Source organism: Cupriavidus phytohabitans (genome assembly GCF_000426345.1).
Taxonomy (GTDB): Bacteria; Pseudomonadota; Gammaproteobacteria; order Burkholderiales; family Burkholderiaceae; genus Cupriavidus.
In genome coordinates this window covers 151,066-170,352 of sequence record NZ_AUFE01000009.1, presented here as the reverse complement: position 1 = coordinate 170,352, position 19,287 = coordinate 151,066, and the positions used below count along the sequence as shown (strand labels likewise).

At 63.5% G+C, this 19,287-nt stretch carries 24 protein-coding genes; all 24 read right to left on the bottom strand.

Annotated elements, in window-relative coordinates; all coding sequences use genetic code 11:
- Nucleotides 1-2: 2 nt before the first annotated feature.
- Nucleotides 3-662 carry a baseplate wedge 1 family protein gene (locus K309_RS0109790; protein WP_029046252.1) on the bottom strand — a complete coding sequence of 220 codons (660 nt, stop codon included), beginning with the start codon at nt 660-662 and terminating at the stop codon, nt 3-5.
- The gene (locus K309_RS0109785) at nt 653-2,116 is read right to left on the bottom strand and encodes a hypothetical protein (protein ID WP_029046251.1); all 1,464 of its coding nucleotides are present in this window, start codon (nt 2,114-2,116) and stop codon (nt 653-655) included. The genes K309_RS0109790 and K309_RS0109785 overlap by 10 nt, the downstream gene beginning before the upstream one ends.
- Before the next feature lie 12 nt (nt 2,117-2,128).
- Entirely contained in the window at nt 2,129-2,494 is a 366-nt protein-coding gene (locus K309_RS0109780; RefSeq protein ID WP_029046250.1) for a contractile injection system sheath initiator, read from the bottom strand.
- Nucleotides 2,491-3,159 (bottom strand): Gp138 family membrane-puncturing spike protein, encoded by a 669-nt coding sequence (locus tag K309_RS0109775; RefSeq protein ID WP_029046249.1) that lies wholly within the window; start codon nt 3,157-3,159, stop codon nt 2,491-2,493. Before K309_RS0109775 ends, K309_RS0109780 begins: the two co-directional genes overlap by 4 nt.
- Nucleotides 3,160-3,161: 2 nt before the next feature.
- A complete protein-coding gene (locus K309_RS0109770) occupies nt 3,162-4,079 on the bottom strand; it encodes a phage protein (protein ID WP_029046248.1) in 918 nt (305 codons plus the stop codon).
- Entirely contained in the window at nt 4,066-4,398 is a 333-nt protein-coding gene (locus tag K309_RS0109765) for a phage baseplate plug family protein (protein ID WP_029046247.1), read from the bottom strand. Before K309_RS0109765 ends, K309_RS0109770 begins: the two co-directional genes overlap by 14 nt.
- Entirely contained in the window at nt 4,399-4,986 is a 588-nt protein-coding gene (locus K309_RS0109760; protein ID WP_029046246.1) for a phage baseplate protein, read from the bottom strand. It abuts the gene before it with no gap.
- Nucleotides 4,983-6,860: a tape measure protein gene (locus K309_RS39170; RefSeq protein WP_051320400.1), complete on the bottom strand. Its 1,878-nt coding sequence runs from the start codon at nt 6,858-6,860 to the stop codon at nt 4,983-4,985. Before K309_RS39170 ends, K309_RS0109760 begins: the two co-directional genes overlap by 4 nt.
- Nucleotides 6,861-7,011: 151 nt before the next feature.
- Nucleotides 7,012-7,524, bottom strand: coding sequence for a phage tail assembly chaperone (locus K309_RS0109750; RefSeq protein WP_029046245.1), 513 nt, complete (start codon nt 7,522-7,524; stop codon nt 7,012-7,014).
- The gene (locus tag K309_RS0109745) at nt 7,524-7,952 is read right to left on the bottom strand and encodes a phage structural protein (RefSeq protein WP_029046244.1); all 429 of its coding nucleotides are present in this window, start codon (nt 7,950-7,952) and stop codon (nt 7,524-7,526) included. The genes K309_RS0109750 and K309_RS0109745 overlap by 1 nt, the downstream gene beginning before the upstream one ends.
- 12 nt (nt 7,953-7,964) lie before the next feature.
- Nucleotides 7,965-9,329, bottom strand: a complete 1,365-nt coding sequence (locus K309_RS0109740) for a DUF3383 family protein (RefSeq protein ID WP_029046243.1) — start codon at nt 9,327-9,329, stop codon at nt 7,965-7,967.
- 63 nt (nt 9,330-9,392) lie between these two features.
- The gene (locus K309_RS0109735; RefSeq protein ID WP_029046242.1) at nt 9,393-9,902 is read right to left on the bottom strand and encodes a phage neck terminator protein; all 510 of its coding nucleotides are present in this window, start codon (nt 9,900-9,902) and stop codon (nt 9,393-9,395) included.
- Nucleotides 9,899-10,261 (bottom strand): hypothetical protein, encoded by a 363-nt coding sequence (locus K309_RS0109730; RefSeq protein WP_029046241.1) that lies wholly within the window; start codon nt 10,259-10,261, stop codon nt 9,899-9,901. Before K309_RS0109730 ends, K309_RS0109735 begins: the two co-directional genes overlap by 4 nt.
- On the bottom strand, nt 10,258-10,716 hold the full coding sequence (locus K309_RS0109725; protein ID WP_029046240.1) for a hypothetical protein: 459 nt from the start codon (nt 10,714-10,716) through the stop codon (nt 10,258-10,260). Before K309_RS0109725 ends, K309_RS0109730 begins: the two co-directional genes overlap by 4 nt.
- Nucleotides 10,691-11,092 (bottom strand): DUF4054 domain-containing protein, encoded by a 402-nt coding sequence (locus K309_RS0109720; RefSeq protein ID WP_029046239.1) that lies wholly within the window; start codon nt 11,090-11,092, stop codon nt 10,691-10,693. Before K309_RS0109720 ends, K309_RS0109725 begins: the two co-directional genes overlap by 26 nt.
- A 2-nt stretch (nt 11,093-11,094) precedes the next feature.
- The gene (locus K309_RS0109715; protein WP_029046238.1) at nt 11,095-11,391 is read right to left on the bottom strand and encodes a HeH/LEM domain-containing protein; all 297 of its coding nucleotides are present in this window, start codon (nt 11,389-11,391) and stop codon (nt 11,095-11,097) included.
- Between the two features lies 1 nt (nt 11,392).
- Entirely contained in the window at nt 11,393-12,352 is a 960-nt protein-coding gene (locus tag K309_RS0109710) for a DUF2184 domain-containing protein (protein ID WP_029046237.1), read from the bottom strand.
- 73 nt (nt 12,353-12,425) lie between these two features.
- Nucleotides 12,426-12,863 carry a structural cement protein Gp24 gene (locus tag K309_RS36275; protein ID WP_232232348.1) on the bottom strand — a complete coding sequence of 146 codons (438 nt, stop codon included), beginning with the start codon at nt 12,861-12,863 and terminating at the stop codon, nt 12,426-12,428.
- 2 nt (nt 12,864-12,865) lie between these two features.
- Nucleotides 12,866-13,945 (bottom strand): DUF2213 domain-containing protein, encoded by a 1,080-nt coding sequence (locus K309_RS36270; RefSeq protein ID WP_035877132.1) that lies wholly within the window; start codon nt 13,943-13,945, stop codon nt 12,866-12,868.
- Nucleotides 13,946-13,955: 10 nt separating this feature from the next.
- Nucleotides 13,956-14,708, bottom strand: a complete 753-nt coding sequence (locus K309_RS0109695; protein WP_232232347.1) for a phage head morphogenesis protein — start codon at nt 14,706-14,708, stop codon at nt 13,956-13,958.
- Nucleotides 14,698-16,005, bottom strand: a complete 1,308-nt coding sequence (locus K309_RS36265; RefSeq protein ID WP_064737433.1) for a phage portal protein — start codon at nt 16,003-16,005, stop codon at nt 14,698-14,700. Before K309_RS36265 ends, K309_RS0109695 begins: the two co-directional genes overlap by 11 nt.
- A gap of 9 nt (nt 16,006-16,014) precedes the next feature.
- A complete protein-coding gene (gene terL, locus K309_RS0109685; protein WP_029046235.1) occupies nt 16,015-17,406 on the bottom strand; it encodes a phage terminase large subunit in 1,392 nt (463 codons plus the stop codon).
- A 3-nt stretch (nt 17,407-17,409) separates the two neighbouring features.
- Nucleotides 17,410-17,811 (bottom strand): hypothetical protein, encoded by a 402-nt coding sequence (locus K309_RS36260; protein ID WP_156914331.1) that lies wholly within the window; start codon nt 17,809-17,811, stop codon nt 17,410-17,412.
- Nucleotides 17,812-17,820: 9 nt separating this feature from the next.
- On the bottom strand, nt 17,821-19,236 hold the full coding sequence (locus tag K309_RS36255) for a site-specific DNA-methyltransferase (protein ID WP_051320398.1): 1,416 nt from the start codon (nt 19,234-19,236) through the stop codon (nt 17,821-17,823).
- Nucleotides 19,237-19,287: the final 51 nt, after the last annotated feature.

Below are 19,287 nucleotides of genomic sequence, written 5' to 3'. Positions count from 1 at the left end.
GCTCAGAACTCCCTTGCGAAGACCCCTTCCCCAAAGCCCCAGAACCCCTGACTCCTGAACCCAAAGGGTTTTGGCTTACTGCCCGACATGGATTCCAGACCGACGCCAGCCGCCTTCGGCACATAGAGTCGAACGTCAATCCCCTTCAGGCCGACCGGCGATACATCCATCCAGATTCGAATCTTCGCGTTGCCAGCGTCGGAGACAATCACGCGCGATGCGCCGAAGATGGCCTTCAGCGATGCAGCAATCTCCGGTGCCGTGCCATGCCCGTTGTTGATGGCGATCTTCCATTTGAGGAGCCGCCGATACAGGACATCGGATATGCCTCGCAACTCCCGTGTCGCGCCCGGGGCTCCCTCATTCCAGAACGGTGCCTGATTGAAGCCCTGCGCATCGGGATCGCCCTCGAAGCCAAAGTATGGATAGGACGGTACGTAGGCTTTCGGACGATCCAACACCACGATGGTGCCGATACCATCCAGCTGGACGCCACAGGCAGTGCCCAGTGACCGCCGGTCGCGCAATTCGCGCAACGCGTCCTGAATTCCCGCTGCCGGCTTTAACAGGGCCTTAACCAGTGCCTCGAGGTTGCTGCCGTCCCTGAACTGCGCAAGCCAGTTCGACCAGGCGATTTCGTCGTGCCGTTGGCTCAGGTCCATGCGACCACCTCCACGCGCGACACGTCAAAATCTGCCCGCTCAAATGGCTTTACCGGAAAGTTCCCGGCAACATAATCAGCGTCTGCCGGCACATACGCAGGCTCAGTCGAGCAAGCCAGCCGCAGATCAACCATCGCCACACCCGGGGTCGTGTACACCCCGCTGTACAGCTTCTGCAGCACGATGTCTTCCCCGATATCCAGCGTATCGCCGGCCGCGGCGAGGCCTCGCTGAATCCGATCGTACCCGTCTACCGGAAACTCGCTCTCTTCAGGCGGCAGCTGCATGACCCGTGCCTTCGCCCACACGTACACCTTGTGTGGGCGATCGTAGCGAATCTCATGTGCGGTGCCCCCATCGTCCTGTACCGACATCACCGTATCGCCGTGCGTATCGATGCCCGCGGCCTTGAGCCGGAAGATCGCATCAGCAACCTCCTGATCCAAGCCGCCATCAATGACAACGTGCAGACTGTGAGGCGGTCGCCCATACTCGTCTGGATCGTCGGTATCGTTCTCAAAGGCCTTGAGCGCGAGCACGCCGGGCACCAGTTCCTTGAGGTTCGCCGAGATGCTTGGCAGCGTCGCAGCCCCCAGACGGTAGATGCCATTCTTGTATCTGGCGCGAAGCTGTGCGTCATTTTCAGAGGCGCGGCCGACAGCGCCAGGTTGCAGGTTGTTTACCGATGCCCAACCGGGCGTCTGGGTGACGATCTGCGATAGGTCGCCTGGCAGGGCCACCTCAGCGATGTCATCGAACGTCTCCGCAAGGGCCGGCGTCCCGATGGTCGCCATGCGTAGGTTCGGTGACACGGCCGCTGCGAACGCTGCTCTGCCATCCGTGAAGACACGCACAGCCGCCGCGTTGGATTCCACGTTGAGACCGGTTGGCAGCAACATGCCGGCAACGCCATAGATGATGCTCGCGACGTTGGGCGCTGCCCCGCTCCGATAGGTGTAGGGAACGTTGTCGATGAGCACTGTGTAGTCAACGTTGGCCGCCACCGCCGCTACCTCGATGTGCAGGTCCGCCGCGTCATCCGCAGAAATTGTGGCGCCGTCGGTAATGCCCCAAAGCGTCTGCGTTGTTCGGTGCCGGATCTGCGCCCCGGGCCCGACAGCCGTCCCCTCCGCGCCGTAGAGCACCACGTAGCAACGGGACGGCTCCGCCGCCAGGCGCTTCGCCCCCGCGAACGCGACAGAATTGTCGAGGGACACTCCCGACGCCGTCGGCGGATACATCGAGTAGTACACTCCCTCCGCCAATTCCCACAGCGCTGCCTCTCGATCGGAAAAGGTGTCGATCAGCAGGCCAATGACGGAATCAGGGCGCGTCTCGATTGCGCCAGCGTAGCCCTTCGCGCGCAAACGTGCCTCCCAGTCGGCGACGATCTGCTGGCGAATCTCGGGCAAGCGCATGCGCATGAACCCGTCGGGTGTCAAACCGTATGCCATGAGATGCAGTCCTTATGCTTGAAGGAAGTAGCGACGGGCAACAAGGCCTGCGTCAGTGTCGGCTTCGAAGTCGATGGCCATTGTCCGTCCGGCGTGGTCAATGAGCAGGTCGATGCGGCGCACGGTCCTTACGCTGGGGACTTCGGCGATCTTCGCCCGGAAGATCGCTTCAAGCTGGGCCCGATCTGGTCCTTTGACGAGCACCGATTCCAGGTAGGGAATGCCAAACGACACATCGAGAAACCACTCGCCGAGAAACGCGAGCAGCGTCACCTTAATCTGCTGCGCGATGCGTTCAGCACCGTCGACGAGGGATGCATCACCGGCATCCGACAGTTCCAGGTCGTGCGTGGGTGATAGTGCGAGGTCGAAGCTCATTGCTCAGGTCCAGAGGTCTTCCCGCCAACGCTGTCTGTGTGGCGGTGACCATCCTCTACCGGGCTATCAGAGGAGATCGTGCCACCGGTGTGCTGGATGTCGCCGGTGATACTTGTTCCAGCGCCGCCACCCTCACCCGCGAGGCCGGCCTGGTATGTCAGCAGCTTTTCGAATACGGCCGGCATCTGCACACGAAACTTGCCGGGTCCGCTCAGGATGGCATCCCCTGCCGGCGTAAGCTTCAGTGCGCAGGCGCCGTACTGAACGGCCACGTTTTCCGTGTCCGCGGCATCAGCGCCCGGGCGCATCAGTGGCGTGGCGAAGGCATCGGAAAGGTCGAACTGGCGTGGATCATCCGGTGCAGCGTCAGAACCTGACAGCCAGCCTTCCAGCGCCCGCTCGCAGAACGACAGCTTCACCGGGTCACCGGGCTTGAGCGGAACCGTGATGAGCGCCTTCGTTCCACTCATGTCTCCGCATGGCCAGCACACTGGCACCTGCACAATCTGCGGGGCCGGGAGTACATCCCCGTTGGCCAGCTGTTTGGGCAGCGCCGGCTTGACCACCGCGGTGCATCCGTCATAGGAGACGATGACGCCTGGCAGGCATGTGTGCACCTCCGCCAGCTCGGTCGCAATAAGCTGACGCAGTTCTGTCACATCCATGGTTACTTGCCCTTCTTCTGTTTCGGTGGTGCGTTGCGGTCGACCAGTTCGAGTTCTGTCTGCCAGTCACCGCCTTCCGAATCGCCGGTGTGCTTGACCGACTCGGCTCTGTAGAAGCCCTCGATTGACCGGCTTTCCAGCTTCACCGGATCACCAGGGTTGATCTGCGGCAGTAGGAGCGATTTCACCCTCCAACCGTCTCGCTGCTGCGCCGCGCTGACCAGATTGGCCCGCTTGCCGGTGCGTTCGTCCTTGACGCGCGCCTTCTCGCGCGCGCCTTCCCGCGTGCGCTCCGGATACCCGATCAAGCCGGAGTCGGCCGCCAGCACCACAGCCTGCCGCTTGGTAGTGCCTCGCTTCGGCACGACCTGCAGCGTCTGGTTCTGGATGGACCACTCCAGCCCTGTACCCTGAACCACCTTGTGCAGCGCCTGGCGGGCCGGGCCGTAGAACGAGAAGCCGTTCTGCCACGTACGCTCAGGCGCATCGTCAGCCATGATCAATGGCAATCCCATCTGCTTTGCGATATCGCTCACGATGCGCTTCGCAGACGCGCCCGCGCCGTAGCCAAGGGAAACTGCGGTATCTCTGACCTCGACATAGCCGTCGCGCACTTCCAGTTCCGTCACTACATCGGGGCCGTCGAAGTAGGTGTAGCCGAACGTCACCGCGCCGGCCGCCATCAGCACTGGCCCGTCTTCCTCGGCGTACCCGGCATACAGCACACACCGCGTGTCCGGCACCTCGATGGAACGTCGTGTCTCTGGCTTCAGGTTGAAAATCCGAATCTTGTGCGGATTCGGCTGCTCGCTAGCGTCCTTGTCGACCTCGAAAGTGATGCGGATCGGCGGCGCAATCTCCAGCCCCTTCCCACCGGACTTGCCGACCAGCAGCCTGTATGTCCGATCAAAGCGTGCCACTCTTCACCTCGTCGGCTTCGATGTAGAGCAAGGCAACGTCGCCGGCCGGTAGCGCTTCGCGGCTGATGCTGTCTCGGCCGTCCGGCGTCAACGCCAGCAGGTCACCGGCGGGGACCGGGAGGTGCCGAAAGCGATCGAGCAGAAGCGTGTCGGGAACCAGGGCGATGCCAGCGATGATCAGCTCGTTATACGCATTCTCGATTGCGAGTGACCACAGTTCGGCCTCACTGTTCCATGACAGGTGCAGGAAGAATGTCCGCTCGTCCAGCACCACCTCCGTCAAACTGTCGTTCGCGTCCAGCACTGGGATTGTCTGCATCTACATCTTCCCGAACACGCTACCGAAGATCCGGCTCAGGTCGCTCTTTTGCTTCTCGGTACCGCCCTTACCGTCCACCTTGCCGGCATTGCTCTTTGTGGATCCCGCCTTGCCCTTGGCCTTACCACCATCCCTGGCGGAAACCCTCTCCGGCGGGACGTCGGCCTTCCGCAGCGTGACCTTTCGAATCCGGCGGAAATCGCAGGACACCTCGAAGAACTCGCCCTTTCCGTCGCGGCTGATCTTGCAAGACTCCATCACCATGTCGGTGTAAGTGTCCAGACCAGTCACCACGACGACCGGCAGCCGCTCGCGATGAATCGATCGCAGGGCTTCCTTCGCAGTGATCAGCTTGCTTCGGCCGCCGGCCCCGTACAGCACCGTATCGGCAGCTGTGATCCAACCGGACAGCGACAGCCGTTCGGATTCCTGTACGACATGGTCTGAGATTGGCGCCCCGTCCTCCACGGCATACGAGGTCGCCTGGCTCGACAGAGCTGTCTCTTCGTTCAGGAGAGCATCGAGCAGAATCGCCCCGATACTGGACTTTGCCGTGCCGCTATCGAATACGAGGGAAACAAAGCTCATGCGCCTGCCTCAACCATTGGCACCGCTGCCGCAGCCCTCGACATGCGACCGGGGCTCACAGCCGTGCTGATGCCGCGTTCCGTCGCTGCGGCAATGGCTGCCGGACTGGAGTTCGGCGCCGTCACCTGAACCCCGCCGATGTTGTTCTGGATGGTGACGCCACCTCCTGGCACGACACGCTGCACATCGGCGGCGCCCTTGCCGAACACCTTGTTGCCCACCCAGGCGCCAGCGTTCTTGACCCAATCCGGCATCAGGTTCGCCAGCATGCCTTTCAGCGCCTGGACCTTGGTAATGACCCACGTCGCAATGGCATCGCCCATTGCCTTGAAGATCGTTGCCGCGAAGTCGCCAATCGCCTTCAGCCACTCCCACCACTTGCGAAACACCTCCTGCAGGTGGAAGGAGGCCGCGTCCCAGTCGCCACGGAATGCCGCGGCCACTGCACTGATCAGGGACGAGATCACGCTGAGCACCGTGCCGATATACGACAGGATGGCGCTGAACACTGCTTTGGCGACGTCCTCCCAGTTCTCGAAGATGGAGCCCAGCCCGAGCGCCTGCGCGATCCAGTTGCCGAGAGATGTAATCCACTGGCCGAACCTCGCCCAGATGGATTGCACAGCTTCCCAGATCACGCGAAGCGGAGCGATGATGCCGTTGAGCGCCCCTCCCCACTCCTCCACGCCGCCTACGATGGAGCCCAGCACGGAGTCGCCTCCCTGTAACCAGACCCAAATGTCCTGGCCAATCAGGTAGATGGCCCCGAGCGCCGCGGCAATTGCAAGGTATGGGCCGAGCGACGCCCAGGCGGCCGTTGCCATCCGGATCAGCATTGCCCTCAAGCTACCTGCTGCTGCCGCAGCAGCGTTCAAGGCCCGCCCCATCTGCACAATAGCCATGCTGGCACTGATGAGCACCAGCACCTTCAGGACGTCGGTCAGGTTGTCGGCGACCCACGCTGCAGCCGCCGCGAATTGGTTCGCGGCGCCGGTGGCCTTGTTAAGTGCGCTGATCTGCCTGCCTAGAGCGTTTTTCAGGAGCACCATGGAGCCGCCAAACGTCTTGGGCATCCGGTCGAACTCGGCTCCGATCTTGTCGGCCTGCTTAAGCAGCCCCTGCGCGAGTTCCTTGCTGGTGAGCTTGCCTGCCTTGCCAAGATCCTTGAGCTGTCCCACCGATACGCCAAAGGCGTCCGCAATCGACTCCGCCAGCCGCGGCGCCTGCTCGATGATGGAGTTCAGCTCATCCCCGCGCAGCGCGCCGGCACCGAGCGCCTGGCCGAGCTGCATCAGCGCCGCCTGCTGGGCGCCGGTGTCGCCTCCGCCGATGGTCATCGTTTTGCCGATGATCTCGGTCAGATTCAGCGAGTCGGACAGGCCGAGGCCGAGATCTGAAGCATTGCGCTGCACCTTCTGGAACAGGTCGCCGGTGGCGGTGTACTCCTGGCGCGTCCGTTGGGCGATCCCGTAGATCTCCTGAAGCGCATACTTCTGCTCCTCAACGCTCTTGGTGGCCAGCCCAACGCGCCCCTCCACGCTTGCCCACTCGTCCGCGACCCGGGCAGCCTGCACAACGGAGAAGCCAGCGACAAGGGACCGGACCACACCGGCGATGCTGCGGTATCCGCGGCCCATCCTCTCGACCGACTCCGCACCATTCGCCTGCGACGTGTTTAAAGCCTGCTGGCTGCCCAGTACGTCGCGGAGGCCTTCGTGCGCGCCCTCCATGAACCCGGCGCCAAACTCTCGCACGTTGCGCGCGCCGGCGCGCAGTTTCGCCATGCCGTTGCGAAACGCGGCCTGGTACCGGCTCAGGCCGGAATTGTCGACCTCGTACTTGAGGACGGTGACCAGTTCGCGGATTGCGTTCATTTCTTCTCCCGCGCCTCTCTGATGGCAGCGGCCTCGGCCGCCTCCATGGCGTCAAGGACGGCGTTGGCCTTGAGGATGTGGACCAGGTCGACGCGGCCTTCGTTGACCGCGTCGATGCTGACCCAGCCGGCGCGAATAACGCGCCAGACAATCAGCTCTTGCTCGAAGTCGGCTCGGAACCGTCCGACAGCTTTGCCAGCAGCTTTTGGGCCGGTCCAGAACGGACGGCCCACCGCAGCAAAAAATCGGCAAAGTTGTGCCGGATGACGTGGAACATCAGTTCGAGGATGTCGCCTGCATCGCGAAAGGCCATTAGGCGAATGTCCTTGGCCAGCTTGACGTCGCGACCATTGATCGTGGTCGAGATGCACTCCGGATCAAGCAGCCGGTTGGCCCATGCCTCCAGCGCCGCGCCGTTCAACTTCTCGGACAGCTCGCGGAGGGCGTCGACAAGAGCGGCATCAGCAACAGCGTCGAGTGCCCCCTGGTCGATCGGCCTCCCACTGCGATCCCCAGCATCGCCCCCAAATGCCGCCTGTATGAGGTGGCCGACTGACGGCAGGATCTCTTTCTGCAGATCACCGAACATGCGCAGCGCGGCGAACGGATCGAACCGGGCGATATAGAAATCCGTCTCGCCAATGGTGACTTTGAGCCGTTCCATCAGTTATTTCCCCCAACAAAGTAGATGCTCTTGCCGGTCTGGATCTCCCACTCGCGCTCGTCCACTTCCTTGCCGAATTCGGACGGCGGCAGCTTAACAACCCACGCTTCGGACGACGTGAAGAGCGTGCGGCCGCGCAGGTCGGTGACTGCGATGGGGAAGATGCCGCTACCGCCGCTCAGCCTGTCGGCCTGCAGCAGCGAGGACAGCACGTCGTTCCCCGAGCTCGTCTGCTGCAGCTTGATGGTGACCTTGCAGCGACGATCGCTGGACATCGCGCGCGCCACCTCGCCGTCGGCACCGCTGGTGGACGTCACCCCGTCGCCGATTTCCTCGATGCTGATGAAGCTGTCTTCGGCAAAGCCCGACAGGGTCGCGGCGGCGACGGTGACATTGACCCGCGAGGGATCGTAGGTGTGTGTCGTCATTCGAGACTCCGATTACAGGGCGTAGGTGAGATTGCCCTTGATGTTGACTGCGTGAATGGCGCCGGCCAGGCGGGCCGTAAAGCCCACGTCATTCAGCACGCGGTTCGCCTTGTCGTTGAACGGCACGTTTGCCGCGCGCGGGGCCGTGATCACGTAGGACGGGATCGTGCGCATGTCGTCGTCCACTTCCTCCGGCGCGATACCCCCGCGGGTGACGCCGAGGTCCAGCGCCTGGCGCATGGCTGTCGTCACGATCTCGATGCCCCCATCGGTGTACGGCACTTTGCCCTTGTTGTTCTTCAGATTCACCAGGGCGGACATCACGTTCACCTTGATCTGCTCGGCCAGCCAGTCGCGGAATCGGATCACATCGATCCACTCGCCGGCAGCAACCTTGCCGCTCTGGGTGATGGCGAAGTTGCGGAACGGCTCGAAGGTGTTGGCGTTCTTGTTCCGCGCCGCGATGGATTCGCCCTCGGCCAGGTTGTCGTAGGTGATACCCGCGAGGCGCACGTTCGCCCAGGTCTCGGCGCCCGGGTAGAAGGTGAACCGGTTTGCTGACACTGCGGCCTCCAGCCATTCCTTGTCAGCTGCCCCGTGATACCAGACGTGTGTCCGGAAATATTGCTTCTCCTGCAGCTTGGAGGCGATGTCGGTGTCAATGCCGCTACCCAGCACTCCCGGATCCGCAACGCCAACGCCAAACAGCTTGGCGTTGGCCTCGACCCATTCGGCGGCGTTAAGGACGTCCGGTTCCTCCCGGCTGGTCAGGATCACGCCGTACCAACCATCGTCCTCACGCCGGCACGCCGCGAGCGCATCGGTCACGGATTCGGTGCTCTGCGGCGCAACCAGCACCAGATTGCCCTTGACCCTCACGGCCACGGTGGCGCCTTCCACATCGTTCGTCACCGTTACCTGGTCCGCAGCGGCTACGGCAGTCACTGGGACCGGCGTCGCGGCGATCGCTGCTGCCAGTCCCTGCGCAATCATCGGGGCCGTGTCGGTGTCCTTGCCCGAATAGATCGCCGTGGCCATGTGAGCGGCACCTGCGGCGTCGCGCCACTGCAGCGTCGTAATGTACTCGGACGCCGAAGCTTTCGTGACCGTGATATCCACGACATCGGCTTGCTGGCGGCCGACATAGCACTGGCTGAGCGTCGGGATCTGCTTGAACACGTCCCGTACCGCCTTGTATAGCGGATCAGTGTCGGCCACGCCCATGTCGAGCAACTGGTCAGAGCCGGTCACGACAAGCAGCCTGCCGAGCGAGGCGACGTGCGGGCCGAGAACCAGCAGATCGGAGAAGGATTGCTCGCGGATCGCCGTAGTGTTCAGGCTGATCTGAACGTTGACGATGCGGTCGATGTTTGCCATATGAGGCTCCAGAAATGACGAGAACCGCCCGAAGGCGGCTCTCCGCAAAAAAATCAGGTGACGCTACGGTGTCGTCACGTCGACTGGCACGGTTCCGGTAGCCCCGCCGGTTACTGCACCATGGAAAACGACCTGCTCCACTGCGTCGACGGCATCCGACAACGTCACGGCGTATCGAATGCCCAGTTCCAGCAGCGCGCGCGGCTCGTATGAAGCCTGATCCCGCAGCACCGGCACCTGGCTGATCTTGCCAACATCGAAGACGGCCAGATCCAGGCGCTCCGCCTCGGCCAGGGCGCCCTCCATGCCCAGACGCTGCCCAAGGCTGTCGAGGGCGTCGTAGCTGCCGCTGCCGAAGCTCAGGAGCTCGACTGCAGCATCCCTGTGCCCGGTCACGAGCTGCTGCCCGGCGTCATCTACGGCACCACGGTGAAGCGGGAACCGGCGCGCCGTCTGCACACGGAGCTGGATGTACGGCTTCGGTGGGCGGGGGCCGTTCTCGTCGGCAAAGATCACCGGCACGCCGCCGGACACCGCCGTGATGAGCGTGAAGATGGCCTGCTCAGGCGTCATGGCTCGATCTCCAACACGGCGTGATAGCGGTAGTGGGGGATCACCCCTGACTGCCAGGGGCTCACGGCCACCACCAGGTACTCGCCGGGGCGTGGGGCAAACGGCCAGATAAGCTTGTCGCCATTCCTGTCATTGGCGCCGGCTACATTCAGCACCTCGCCGGTGTAGATGCGGACAGCGGCCTCGATGCGCCGGCCCTCCATCTGCGCCTGCAGCTCGTCATAGTCAGAGAGGCGCAATGGCTGCACTGACGCCGGAATCGTCACGATGCCCTCCTCTGCGCCATCCACCCAGCGGCCTTCCACCCACTGCCCGGCTGCGCGCCGGCGGATCTGCGTCGGCTTCCGGAAACTGCTCATTTCAGCTTCTCGTAGCGAATGGCGCCCAACATAACCGCGTGGTCAATCAGCGGCGTGCTGCTGCCCTTCTTCTTCACAGTTGACGGTGCATTCGGCGCAGCCCAGCCGGGCGACTGCTGAACGTGGGCCTTCTGGTGTTTCTCGACCCACAGCCCCAGCATGTCCATGGCTGCGCCGGCATCAGCGCCGCCTGCGACGGCGTTGGCCTGCCGATCCATCGCCATGCCGATCACCTTCCGGTTCTTGTCGAAGAAGTCGCGCACAAAGGGTCGGGCCGGTATGTCTTCGGTCCCCAACTCATTGAAGATGGCGATATCGAGGATATCCACGCCGCTGCCCGGTTCCTTGCCGGCATCCGCCTGGATGCCCACCTTGACGCCCTTCCCAGCTAGCTTCGACTGGTCCTTGACGAACTTGGCAAGCCCCCGATCAATGACCCTGACACTCACACCCATTGGGCCCCCTCGCTACGGTGATAGCTCCATACCCGCACAGGTCGGCCAGACGCTGGTACTGAGCAAAGAAGCCCATGGGATCACCCACATCGCTACTGCCGCCTCCGCCGGAGCGGTAGGTCCGCGCAAGGTCGCCTTCTTTCTCACTGGAGATGCCGACTGGGATAACGCCCACAGTCGCCGTAGCAGCCTGCTGCTGCAACCGGTTGTACAGCAGCCACGCGGCATACCATGCCTGCGCCTCGTCCTGCCTGTCGGCCGGCAAGCACCATGGACGGTACCCTTTGGCTTGCTGGAGAGCGAACTCCTTGTCGGGCTTCGGCACGTCGGCCACCGCCGGCGCCAGGAAGTCCAGCAGTTCTACGGTGGCCGACATGCTTACTGCCCCCGCGCCTGGCCGTACAGAGCCTGCAGCTCGGCCTTACTTGCGTGCTTCGGGTACTCGATACCGGCGGCGTCGAGCGCCTGCTTCAAGTCCGCCACGGTCTGCGGCGCGCCGTTCTCGTCGCCGCCATCACCCGCGTCGCCGGCATCGTCCGTGGGCACCAGAACGCCCCGGCTGAGTAGGGTCTGGATACCGCGGTTTTCGCCGTAGACCTCGGCCGTGGCCAGCGGTGCAATCACCTGCGTGCCACCGATGGTCACAACGAATGCCGCCGTGTTCTTGACTTTCATGTCAGATCTCCGCCTTGGTGAGTGCCAGGGGGTAGTACACGGTGACGCCCGCGGTACGGGCCAGACACGGCACCACCAGCTCGAGGTTGCGGGCTTGCGCCGGCAGCTGGTTGAAGGGCATGGGGTTCTCCATGCTGACGTTGTCCGAGCTGAACTCGTACATCAGCGTGAGCGGCGTGCCGCCCTCGCCCGCGTCCTGAAACTCGGGGACTTCCTCGATCGTCAGGCCCGGATGTTTGCCCTTGAAGAACTCGCCGACGGTCTTGCCGACGGAGTCCGGCAGGCGCCGCGAGAAGAGCAGCGAGTACTCGATGCTCGGCAGCGCCCACATGGTCGGGGTATGGACGCCCTTCGACTGCAGGCGAACCGAGTTCCAGAGCGCATCAGCGTCCTCCAGCATCTCGTCCGCCGTGCGCGCAGGATTGGCCCAGTCGCCGTGCGGCAGGACGGTCACGCCGATGTTCGGGTGAGTGGTCAGGCCGAACAGCCCATAGTCGGGGTCGCCGACCATCGCCACCTGGTTCAGCTTCACGTCGACCGCGCGGCGCGCAGCACTCGCCTTGCGTGTCGGCAGGTTGGCCTGCAGCGCCATGCTGGCGCGCAGCTCGGAGATGTTGTAGCCGTAGCTGTCGCCGATGTCCTTGATGCGAACGGTCTTCTCCTGACCCTTCACATCCGCGCGCGGCAGATCGTCGGCATAGTTCGCCACGATCTTTGCCATGCCCACCTGGTCGTAGTAGCGATAGGTGAAGGTCTCGGCCCATTCCGGCACTTCCGAGGTCTGAGGCACCAGCTGCAGGCCCTTCATGGGCGGCAGCTTGCGGTCGTAGGTGCGCGCCTTGACGTAATCCAGCTCGCGCGCGGCGAAGATCGATTCGTCCTCGCGCAGGCCGCCCATCTGCGGGGCAAAGGTCTGCACGGCGGCCAGATCGGCTTCGTCGTAGTGAGTGTGTCGATTCATGTTTCCCTCGCGGAAATAAGAGCGGCCCGCACTGTGGCGGGCCGGCGATGTGGGTTGCACTGATGCGCGGTGGTCAGGCGAACGGGTTGTGCAGTTCCACGCTCACGATATCGGTACCGTCCAGCAGCGTCACCTTGTCGCTTCGGAACACCGCGTTGGGCAGCGCCTTGCTGCCGTTGTCCGACACCGTGCCATCTTCGGCGAATTTCACAGGCCCCTCGTCCGTAACGGAAGCGCCTGGGGTCACCACCGCCCAGACACCACCGCGGCGCAGGATCGACGCGCAGTCCGTCTTGACGTACTTGTTGACGTTGAAGGGAATCGTGTGAGTCTGCAGCGAGATCCCGGCCAACTTCGTGCCCGAACCGGGCACAAGCAGGCCGCTGGCGTCCTTGCCACACACCAGGCCGAAGCCCAGGTCCGCGCCGACCGGGAACGACTCGACGAGGTCATCGCGCGAGTCGATCTTCATGCCCGGAAAGGCCGGGTCCAACTGGTCCGAATACATCATGGTTACTGGCCTCCGTTCATGCCGCTGATCATCTTGGCGCGGGCCGCAGCGGCAGAAACATTGCCACCGCGACCGTTACCGCCCTTTCCGTCGCCGCCGTCTTGGTGCAAGTGTTGCTGCATCTCGCGGCGCTGGCTGCTGAGTGCGTCTGCCCGGCTTGCCTTTTCGTTTACGGCAAGATCGTACGCCACCTCCAGGTAAGCGTCGGACTTGCCGGCCACGTCGAAGCCGTCGCCACGGACCGCCTTGATCACCGCGACACGAATGTCCTTGTCGGCCATGTCTTGCTTGACTTCGATGCCGTGGGTCTTGGCGTCCGCCTCCAGCTTCAGGCGAGCCTGCGCCGCGGCCTGACCATCCTTGCGAGCCTGCTCGATCTGCCCCACCGCCTCGTCGGCGCGCGCCTTCTCGGAATCGGCGCGCGCCTGTTGCGCATCCGCCCGCTTCGTCTCGGCAGTCAGCTTGCCGCGCAGCGCCTCCAGCTCCTGGGCTACCTCGGGCGCGGCGTCATAGGACAGCCCCGAGTCAAGCCGGACTTTGACAGTCGTCATGTTGCTTTCCTCATCGTTGTTCGAATCGGCATCAGCCGCATCCAAGTTCAGGCGGGCATTTCCAGCCCGTCCTGCTCGCACCAGGCCCACATGGTTGTACCTGATAGTTCGTTGCACAGCGTCGTAGCGCTGTCCGTTCCACTCTCCCGGCGTCTCGTCCAGCGTCAGCGTGTAGCCGCAGGACAGATCCTTCTTGCCTGCGGCGATTGGCGACGTGTCGTGCACCACTACGTCGGCAACGGTATTCTGGCCGTCCTGGCGCCCCTCCGACAGCACCGTGCCAACCGTGTGCAGCTTGGCGTTGCGAGCGTTTACCAGGCCGGGGTGACCGTCCGTGATCGGGATGCCCTTCAGGCTGGCCAGCGTGTCCGAATGGAACACTTCTTCCGGCGGGCGCAGTTCAAACCGAGTGGTGCCATCCTGGCGCTTGTACGGGAAGACGCCCGCCCGCGTCAGGATGGGGCTATCGCGCAGGAACCCCTCCGTCGTGCTGGTTGCCCGCAGCGGCATGGTGTCAAATCGGATTTCCATGGTTTTGCCCTCAATGGACGATCAGGGCGTCCAGGTCATCAAGATTCGGAAGTACCGGTTCGGCCCAGCAGCGACAACGGATAGGTTGTCCCGGATTGCCGTCAGCCGGCGGGGAATCCCACCGAAACTTGTCGCCTTCTCGGCCGACATGCTCGTCGCGCTCTCTGGCATCGAGAACGCCACGCCAGCGGTACTCATCGACACCGACATTGCGCTGCCGGTATTCCGTGAGTTGCCCGTTCAACTTGCCAATCTGGTCGCGGGCGATCAGTTCGGCCCGCTTCTTCGGTACGTCGTAGCTCTCCCTCACCTGCTTTGTGAGGCTCGCAACCGTCTCGCCCCGCTGCACCGCGGCCACCACCTTGCTCTGCAAGCCTTCGACGTACTGCGTCGGGATCGACTTGATGAGCCGCAGGTTCTCTGCTTCCCACACCGTCGATATCGGACCAAGGGCTGGCTCGGACTTGAACACATCGACGCCGTAGGCCGCCCGCAGGATCTTGTGAAACTGCCCGGCGTTGAATGCGTTGACGCGGTCCGCGAACAGCGTGATCACCGCGCGCATCGACTCTTCGGACCCTGTTGCGGCGGCCAGCGCATCGAGGAATGCCTGTTCTAACGCCGTGTACCAGCCATCGCGTTCCCATTGTCCACCGAGGTCGTCTCCGCGACGAGAAGGCAGCGCCGGCACCACATAGCGCTCCACCGCGTCAGTCATCCGCTTCGCATACAACTGCACGGCGCTGACGTAATCATTCTCCACCCCCGTCGGATGAAGCCACTTCAGCGGGCGGAGCGGCTTCCTTCTCGCCCCGGGTGGGAGAGCTTGAGCTGGCAGTGAGTCCATATCGACCTTCGGATTGCAGATATTCGAACGCCAGCTGTTCGGTGAGGATGTTGCGGTCGATCAGCGTGCCAATGGCCGTCGCCTCCGCCTGTGCGGCATCAGCCTCCGTCTTCTCAACATCGGCGAGTTCTTTCTCGCTCGGGCTTTCCAGCGGCGGCCAGACGATCGACCACTGACCAATCGTCTTGGCGATGGACTTCTGCGCCAGAATCAGCGTAATCAGGCGCTCCAGCGCCGGACCGGCCTTGTTTTGCTGCAGTCCCTCCACCAGGTCGTAGAAGGTGCCGAAGTCAGCGTCACCGGTGGCATTCTGGCCAGCAGGGGAGCGGCCGAACAGGAGCGTGACAGGGATGCCCGTCTCTGCCGAGAGGGCGATCTGGAACTCGTTGACGATGTCGCGCACGCCGCCGACGTTGGTATCCTCGATCCGGTATTCGTCCTCGCTGTCGATGGCAACGGTGTTCAGGATGTTCCGTGCCGAGTCAACGAGCGCGATGCGCTTCTGCACGACGTCCTCGAGCTGCGCCTGTAGCAGTTCAGCCAGACCCTTCATGCCGTAGATGGCCTGCTGCTTCCGCTCAAGGATCCCGAGTGACCAGTGCAGCGACTGGCTGTAGTCGCTGATCGTCCGATATGCCCGAGTGATGGCGCTGCGGCCGGCCCATGGCACGCCCTTGATCGCGGCGATCCGACGGGGCAATGGGTCGCCGGGCACCGGGATAAGACGCGTTTCGTGCACGTAGAACTCGGCGTTGACCGTGCCGGAGGCCAGCGTTCGCACCTGGTAGACCTCGGGCATGCCGAAGTTCGCCTTCGTGGGGTCGCTGTAACGCTGATCAGTCGCGCTGACATCGTCAAGGTCAAATACCTTCAGCTCCTCGATTGTGTCCAGCCGCGAGGCCTCCAGCGGTGCGCGCAATGTGCCGCCGTCGTTGGCCACAACCACGATTGCGGCGCCGCCCGTCAGCCGGGACCAGCGCAGAGAGTCTGCCAATGCGGGAAGCACCTTGAGGCGGTCCAGCTCGTTTGCCACGACGCTGTCTTTATCGCCTTCAATCTCGACGCCGCGGGACACCGCTTTATCGGCTGGCAGATCCACCACTCGGCCATACAGCCCGCCCAGCGCATAAAGCTCGACAGCCGTGCGCGAGAGCGTCGGCGAGACGCCTGCCCTGCGGCCAAGCAGCGCCGATTCGTAACCGTCTAGTCTCATGTGATTTCATCAGCTGGCCAGCGCCCGTGCGCGGGCGATGTTGTCGCCAAGGCCGTTGAACGCGCGCGACAGCGCATCAATCTGGTCATCGAAGGCCCCATTGGGGAACATGCGCATCTCGCCGATTAGCGCGTCGTTCCACGGCGCCTTGAGCATCCTCACGTTGCCAACGTTCACCTGCGCTGCGAACGGCGCCGCTCGGGTCGCCTTGTCACCGCTCTCTGTGGTGAACGCGAACGGCACACCGATCAACTTCTTCCCCAGGTATGCCGCCTGTGCCTTGCCGGCTTGGCCGGGATCCTGCGGAACTGACTGCATGATGCGGTGACCGTCCCGCTTGGCCGTCCCGACAAGCAGCCGTTCCACGTCGTCTGGCCCCCCTCGCTCGCGCTCCATGTTGGCGATCCACAACGTGCCGTCTGGGGTGCGCCCCAGCAACGCGCCAACAGTCCAGTCGCCGGCATTCTTTGTTGCCGCCAAGTCCCAGCCACGGATCAGTTCCAGCCCGGCGGGCAACGCATCGACGGTCTCGATGCGGCTGGGCTTGAACACCCCGCCGTCCCGCGGTGCCGGCGCCTGCATGTACTGGCCGGCGAACACATACGGGTTCGCCTGCTCCATCCGCGCCAGGTCTGCCGCGGTGTGCTTCTCCGGCCAGAGCGGTGTCCCATCCTCGTTGCGGGCCGGAATGCATACGTGCTCCCACGTCTCACCGTTCCCGCCATTCAGCAGCCAGCCCGCGAGGTCTCGCTCGTGCAAGCGCTGCATGATCAGGATGATCGGCGTGTCCGGCGTGTTCGTGCGGGATTCCAGCGTGTTCTGGAACCACTCAATCACGCCTTCGCGGACCGTCTCGCTTTCCGCCTCATCAGGCTTGTGCGGGTCGTCGATGATGATCGCGCCGCCGAAGCCATCCCGCTGCTTACCCGCGCCGAACCCAGTAATCGGGCCGCTGGAGCCCGTCGCGTAGAGGACGCCACCAGCAGTGGTCTTCCAGTCGTCGCGCGCGGACGACGAAGGATCCAGCGTGGCTGCCGGGAAGATTTGCTGGTAGGCGGGGTGGGACAGCATCTCGCGCGTCGCAAGCGCGTTCTTTGCAGCCAGCTTGGCACCGTACGAGGTGTGAATGAACTCCGCGTCCGGATACTGCCCCATTGCCCAGGACACGAAGTTCGGTACAGCAAGTTCCGTCTTAGAGTACCGCGGCGCCACGTTGATGATGAGGCGTCGGCATTCACCACGGAACACGCGTGTAAGCGCGTCGCAGATCGTCTTGTGGTGAGGCCCTCGCTTCCAAAGGAAGCGGCGGCGCTGGTAGAACATCCACCGGGTGTAAAAGTACAGGTCCGCTCGTGCTAACCCCGCGGCGGCCAGGTGATCCGCCGGTGAGAACACGCGCATATCTCAGACCTCCTCAAGCAGCTGCCGCGCGATCTCCCTGAACTCCTCCGGGGTCATGTTCACGTTCTGGATAGGGGCACCGTCCTTGCCCGTCAGCTCAACTTTCTGCGCTTCCTTCCAGCCAGCCTGGCATTTCATCCAGAAGATGCCAGCCGTCACGGCTTCCCGACCCTTGCCCATCGCATGCTGAAACAGATTCTGCGCGACCATGGCGCTCGCGAGTGCCTTGGCTTCCTTTAGCTCGACACGAAACGCAGCACGCAGCGTCTTGGTATCGACAGCCTTGCCCGTTTGAGGATTTTTGATCTTCGAGCAGATCATGTCCTGCGGCATGCCACAGGCAGCCATGGCTGCGACGGTAATGCGCTGCTTTTCAGTCGGCTCGAATGGTTTCCTGCCTGCCATGTACACACACTATTCGCGTCGTAGCCGCTTGCTGATCCAATTCCTCATGGATGCCAGCCGGCTCTGCCCTCTCGGCGGCGGCGCGTCTGCTGGAGGCTCAGGGTGACCGGTGAGGCGGATCTGGGCGGCCCTGTCTGGAGGCTCGGACTCACCGGCGGACCGATTCTCGGCGATTTGGTCAAAGGTGCGACCGTCTTCCACCAGGGTCGCATCGAGGCCGGTTGCAGTCATCCAGCGCCTAGCGATCACGTCGCAAAAGCGCGGATCCAGCTCGAGTACCCGCGCGCCTCGACCGGTAGCTTCACATGCCATCAGCGTGGAGCCGGAGCCCGCAAACGGGTCTAGCACGACATCGCCGGGCCGGCTGCTGTTTCCGATCAGGTACGCAAGCAGCGCCACCGGCTTCATGGTGGGATGCTCCTCGTTACGGCTTGGCCTGTCGAACGTCCACACGGTGGACTGCGCACGGTCGCCCTGCCACTGGTGGGCAGCGCCTGGCTTCCAGCCGTACAGGACGGGCTCATGCTGCCAGTGGTAATCGCTGCGCCCGAGCACGAACGCCTGCTTCACCCAGACGCAACACTGCGCCAGTTTCAGGCCAGCGGCCTCGAAAGCGCGCCGGAACGTGATGCCTTCCGTGTCCGCGTGGAACACATAGATGGACGCACCAGGCTTGCAGCCAGCCGCTATGTTGCGATAGGCCGACAGGAGGAACGTGCCGAAGGCGCAGTCCGACATGTCGTCGTTGGCAATATGCATCCGTTTGGCGGTCTTGCCTTCGTAAGCGACGTTGTACGGCGGGTCGGTGATGACCAGGGCCGCGACCGTTCCCGCTAGCAACTGCTGCATGGCGCGCGCGTCCAGTGCATCGCCACAGAGCAAGCGGTGCTCGCCAAGCTGCCACAGATCACCTAGCCTGGTGACGGGCATCGCCGGCGGCTCGGGCGCCTCGTCGGCATCCAGCTCGGCCATGACCGCATCGGGGCGAAGCGCGGCCAGATCCTCGGCATCAAAGCCGAGCAGCTCAACGTCGAAGCCCATGTCCAGCAGGCTCGATAGCTCCTCCGTCAGGATATCGGAATCCCACGATGCCAATTCGGCGAGGCGGTTGTCCGCGAGGATATAGGCACGGCGCTGTGCGGCCGTCCAGCCGGTGCAGTCAAGCACCGGCACCGTGCCATCCGGAATCAGATCACCGTTCGGCAGACGGATTCGTTCACCGGCTTCGAGCAGAAGCTGTGCAGCCAGCGCGCGCGCGTGGCCAGCGACGATTCCGTCGGCGTCAGCCAGCACGGGCAACGTCCAGCCGAATTCGCGGATGCTGTCAGCGATTTGTGCGACCTCATCTGCCGTGTGCCGGCGCGCGTTGCGCTCGTATGGCACCAGCTTCGCTACCAAGCGGAAGGATACCTCTGGATTCGCCATCGCCGCCTCCGCCAAAACCCTGCTGGGCTTCCACCAGCACCGAACCGGTCA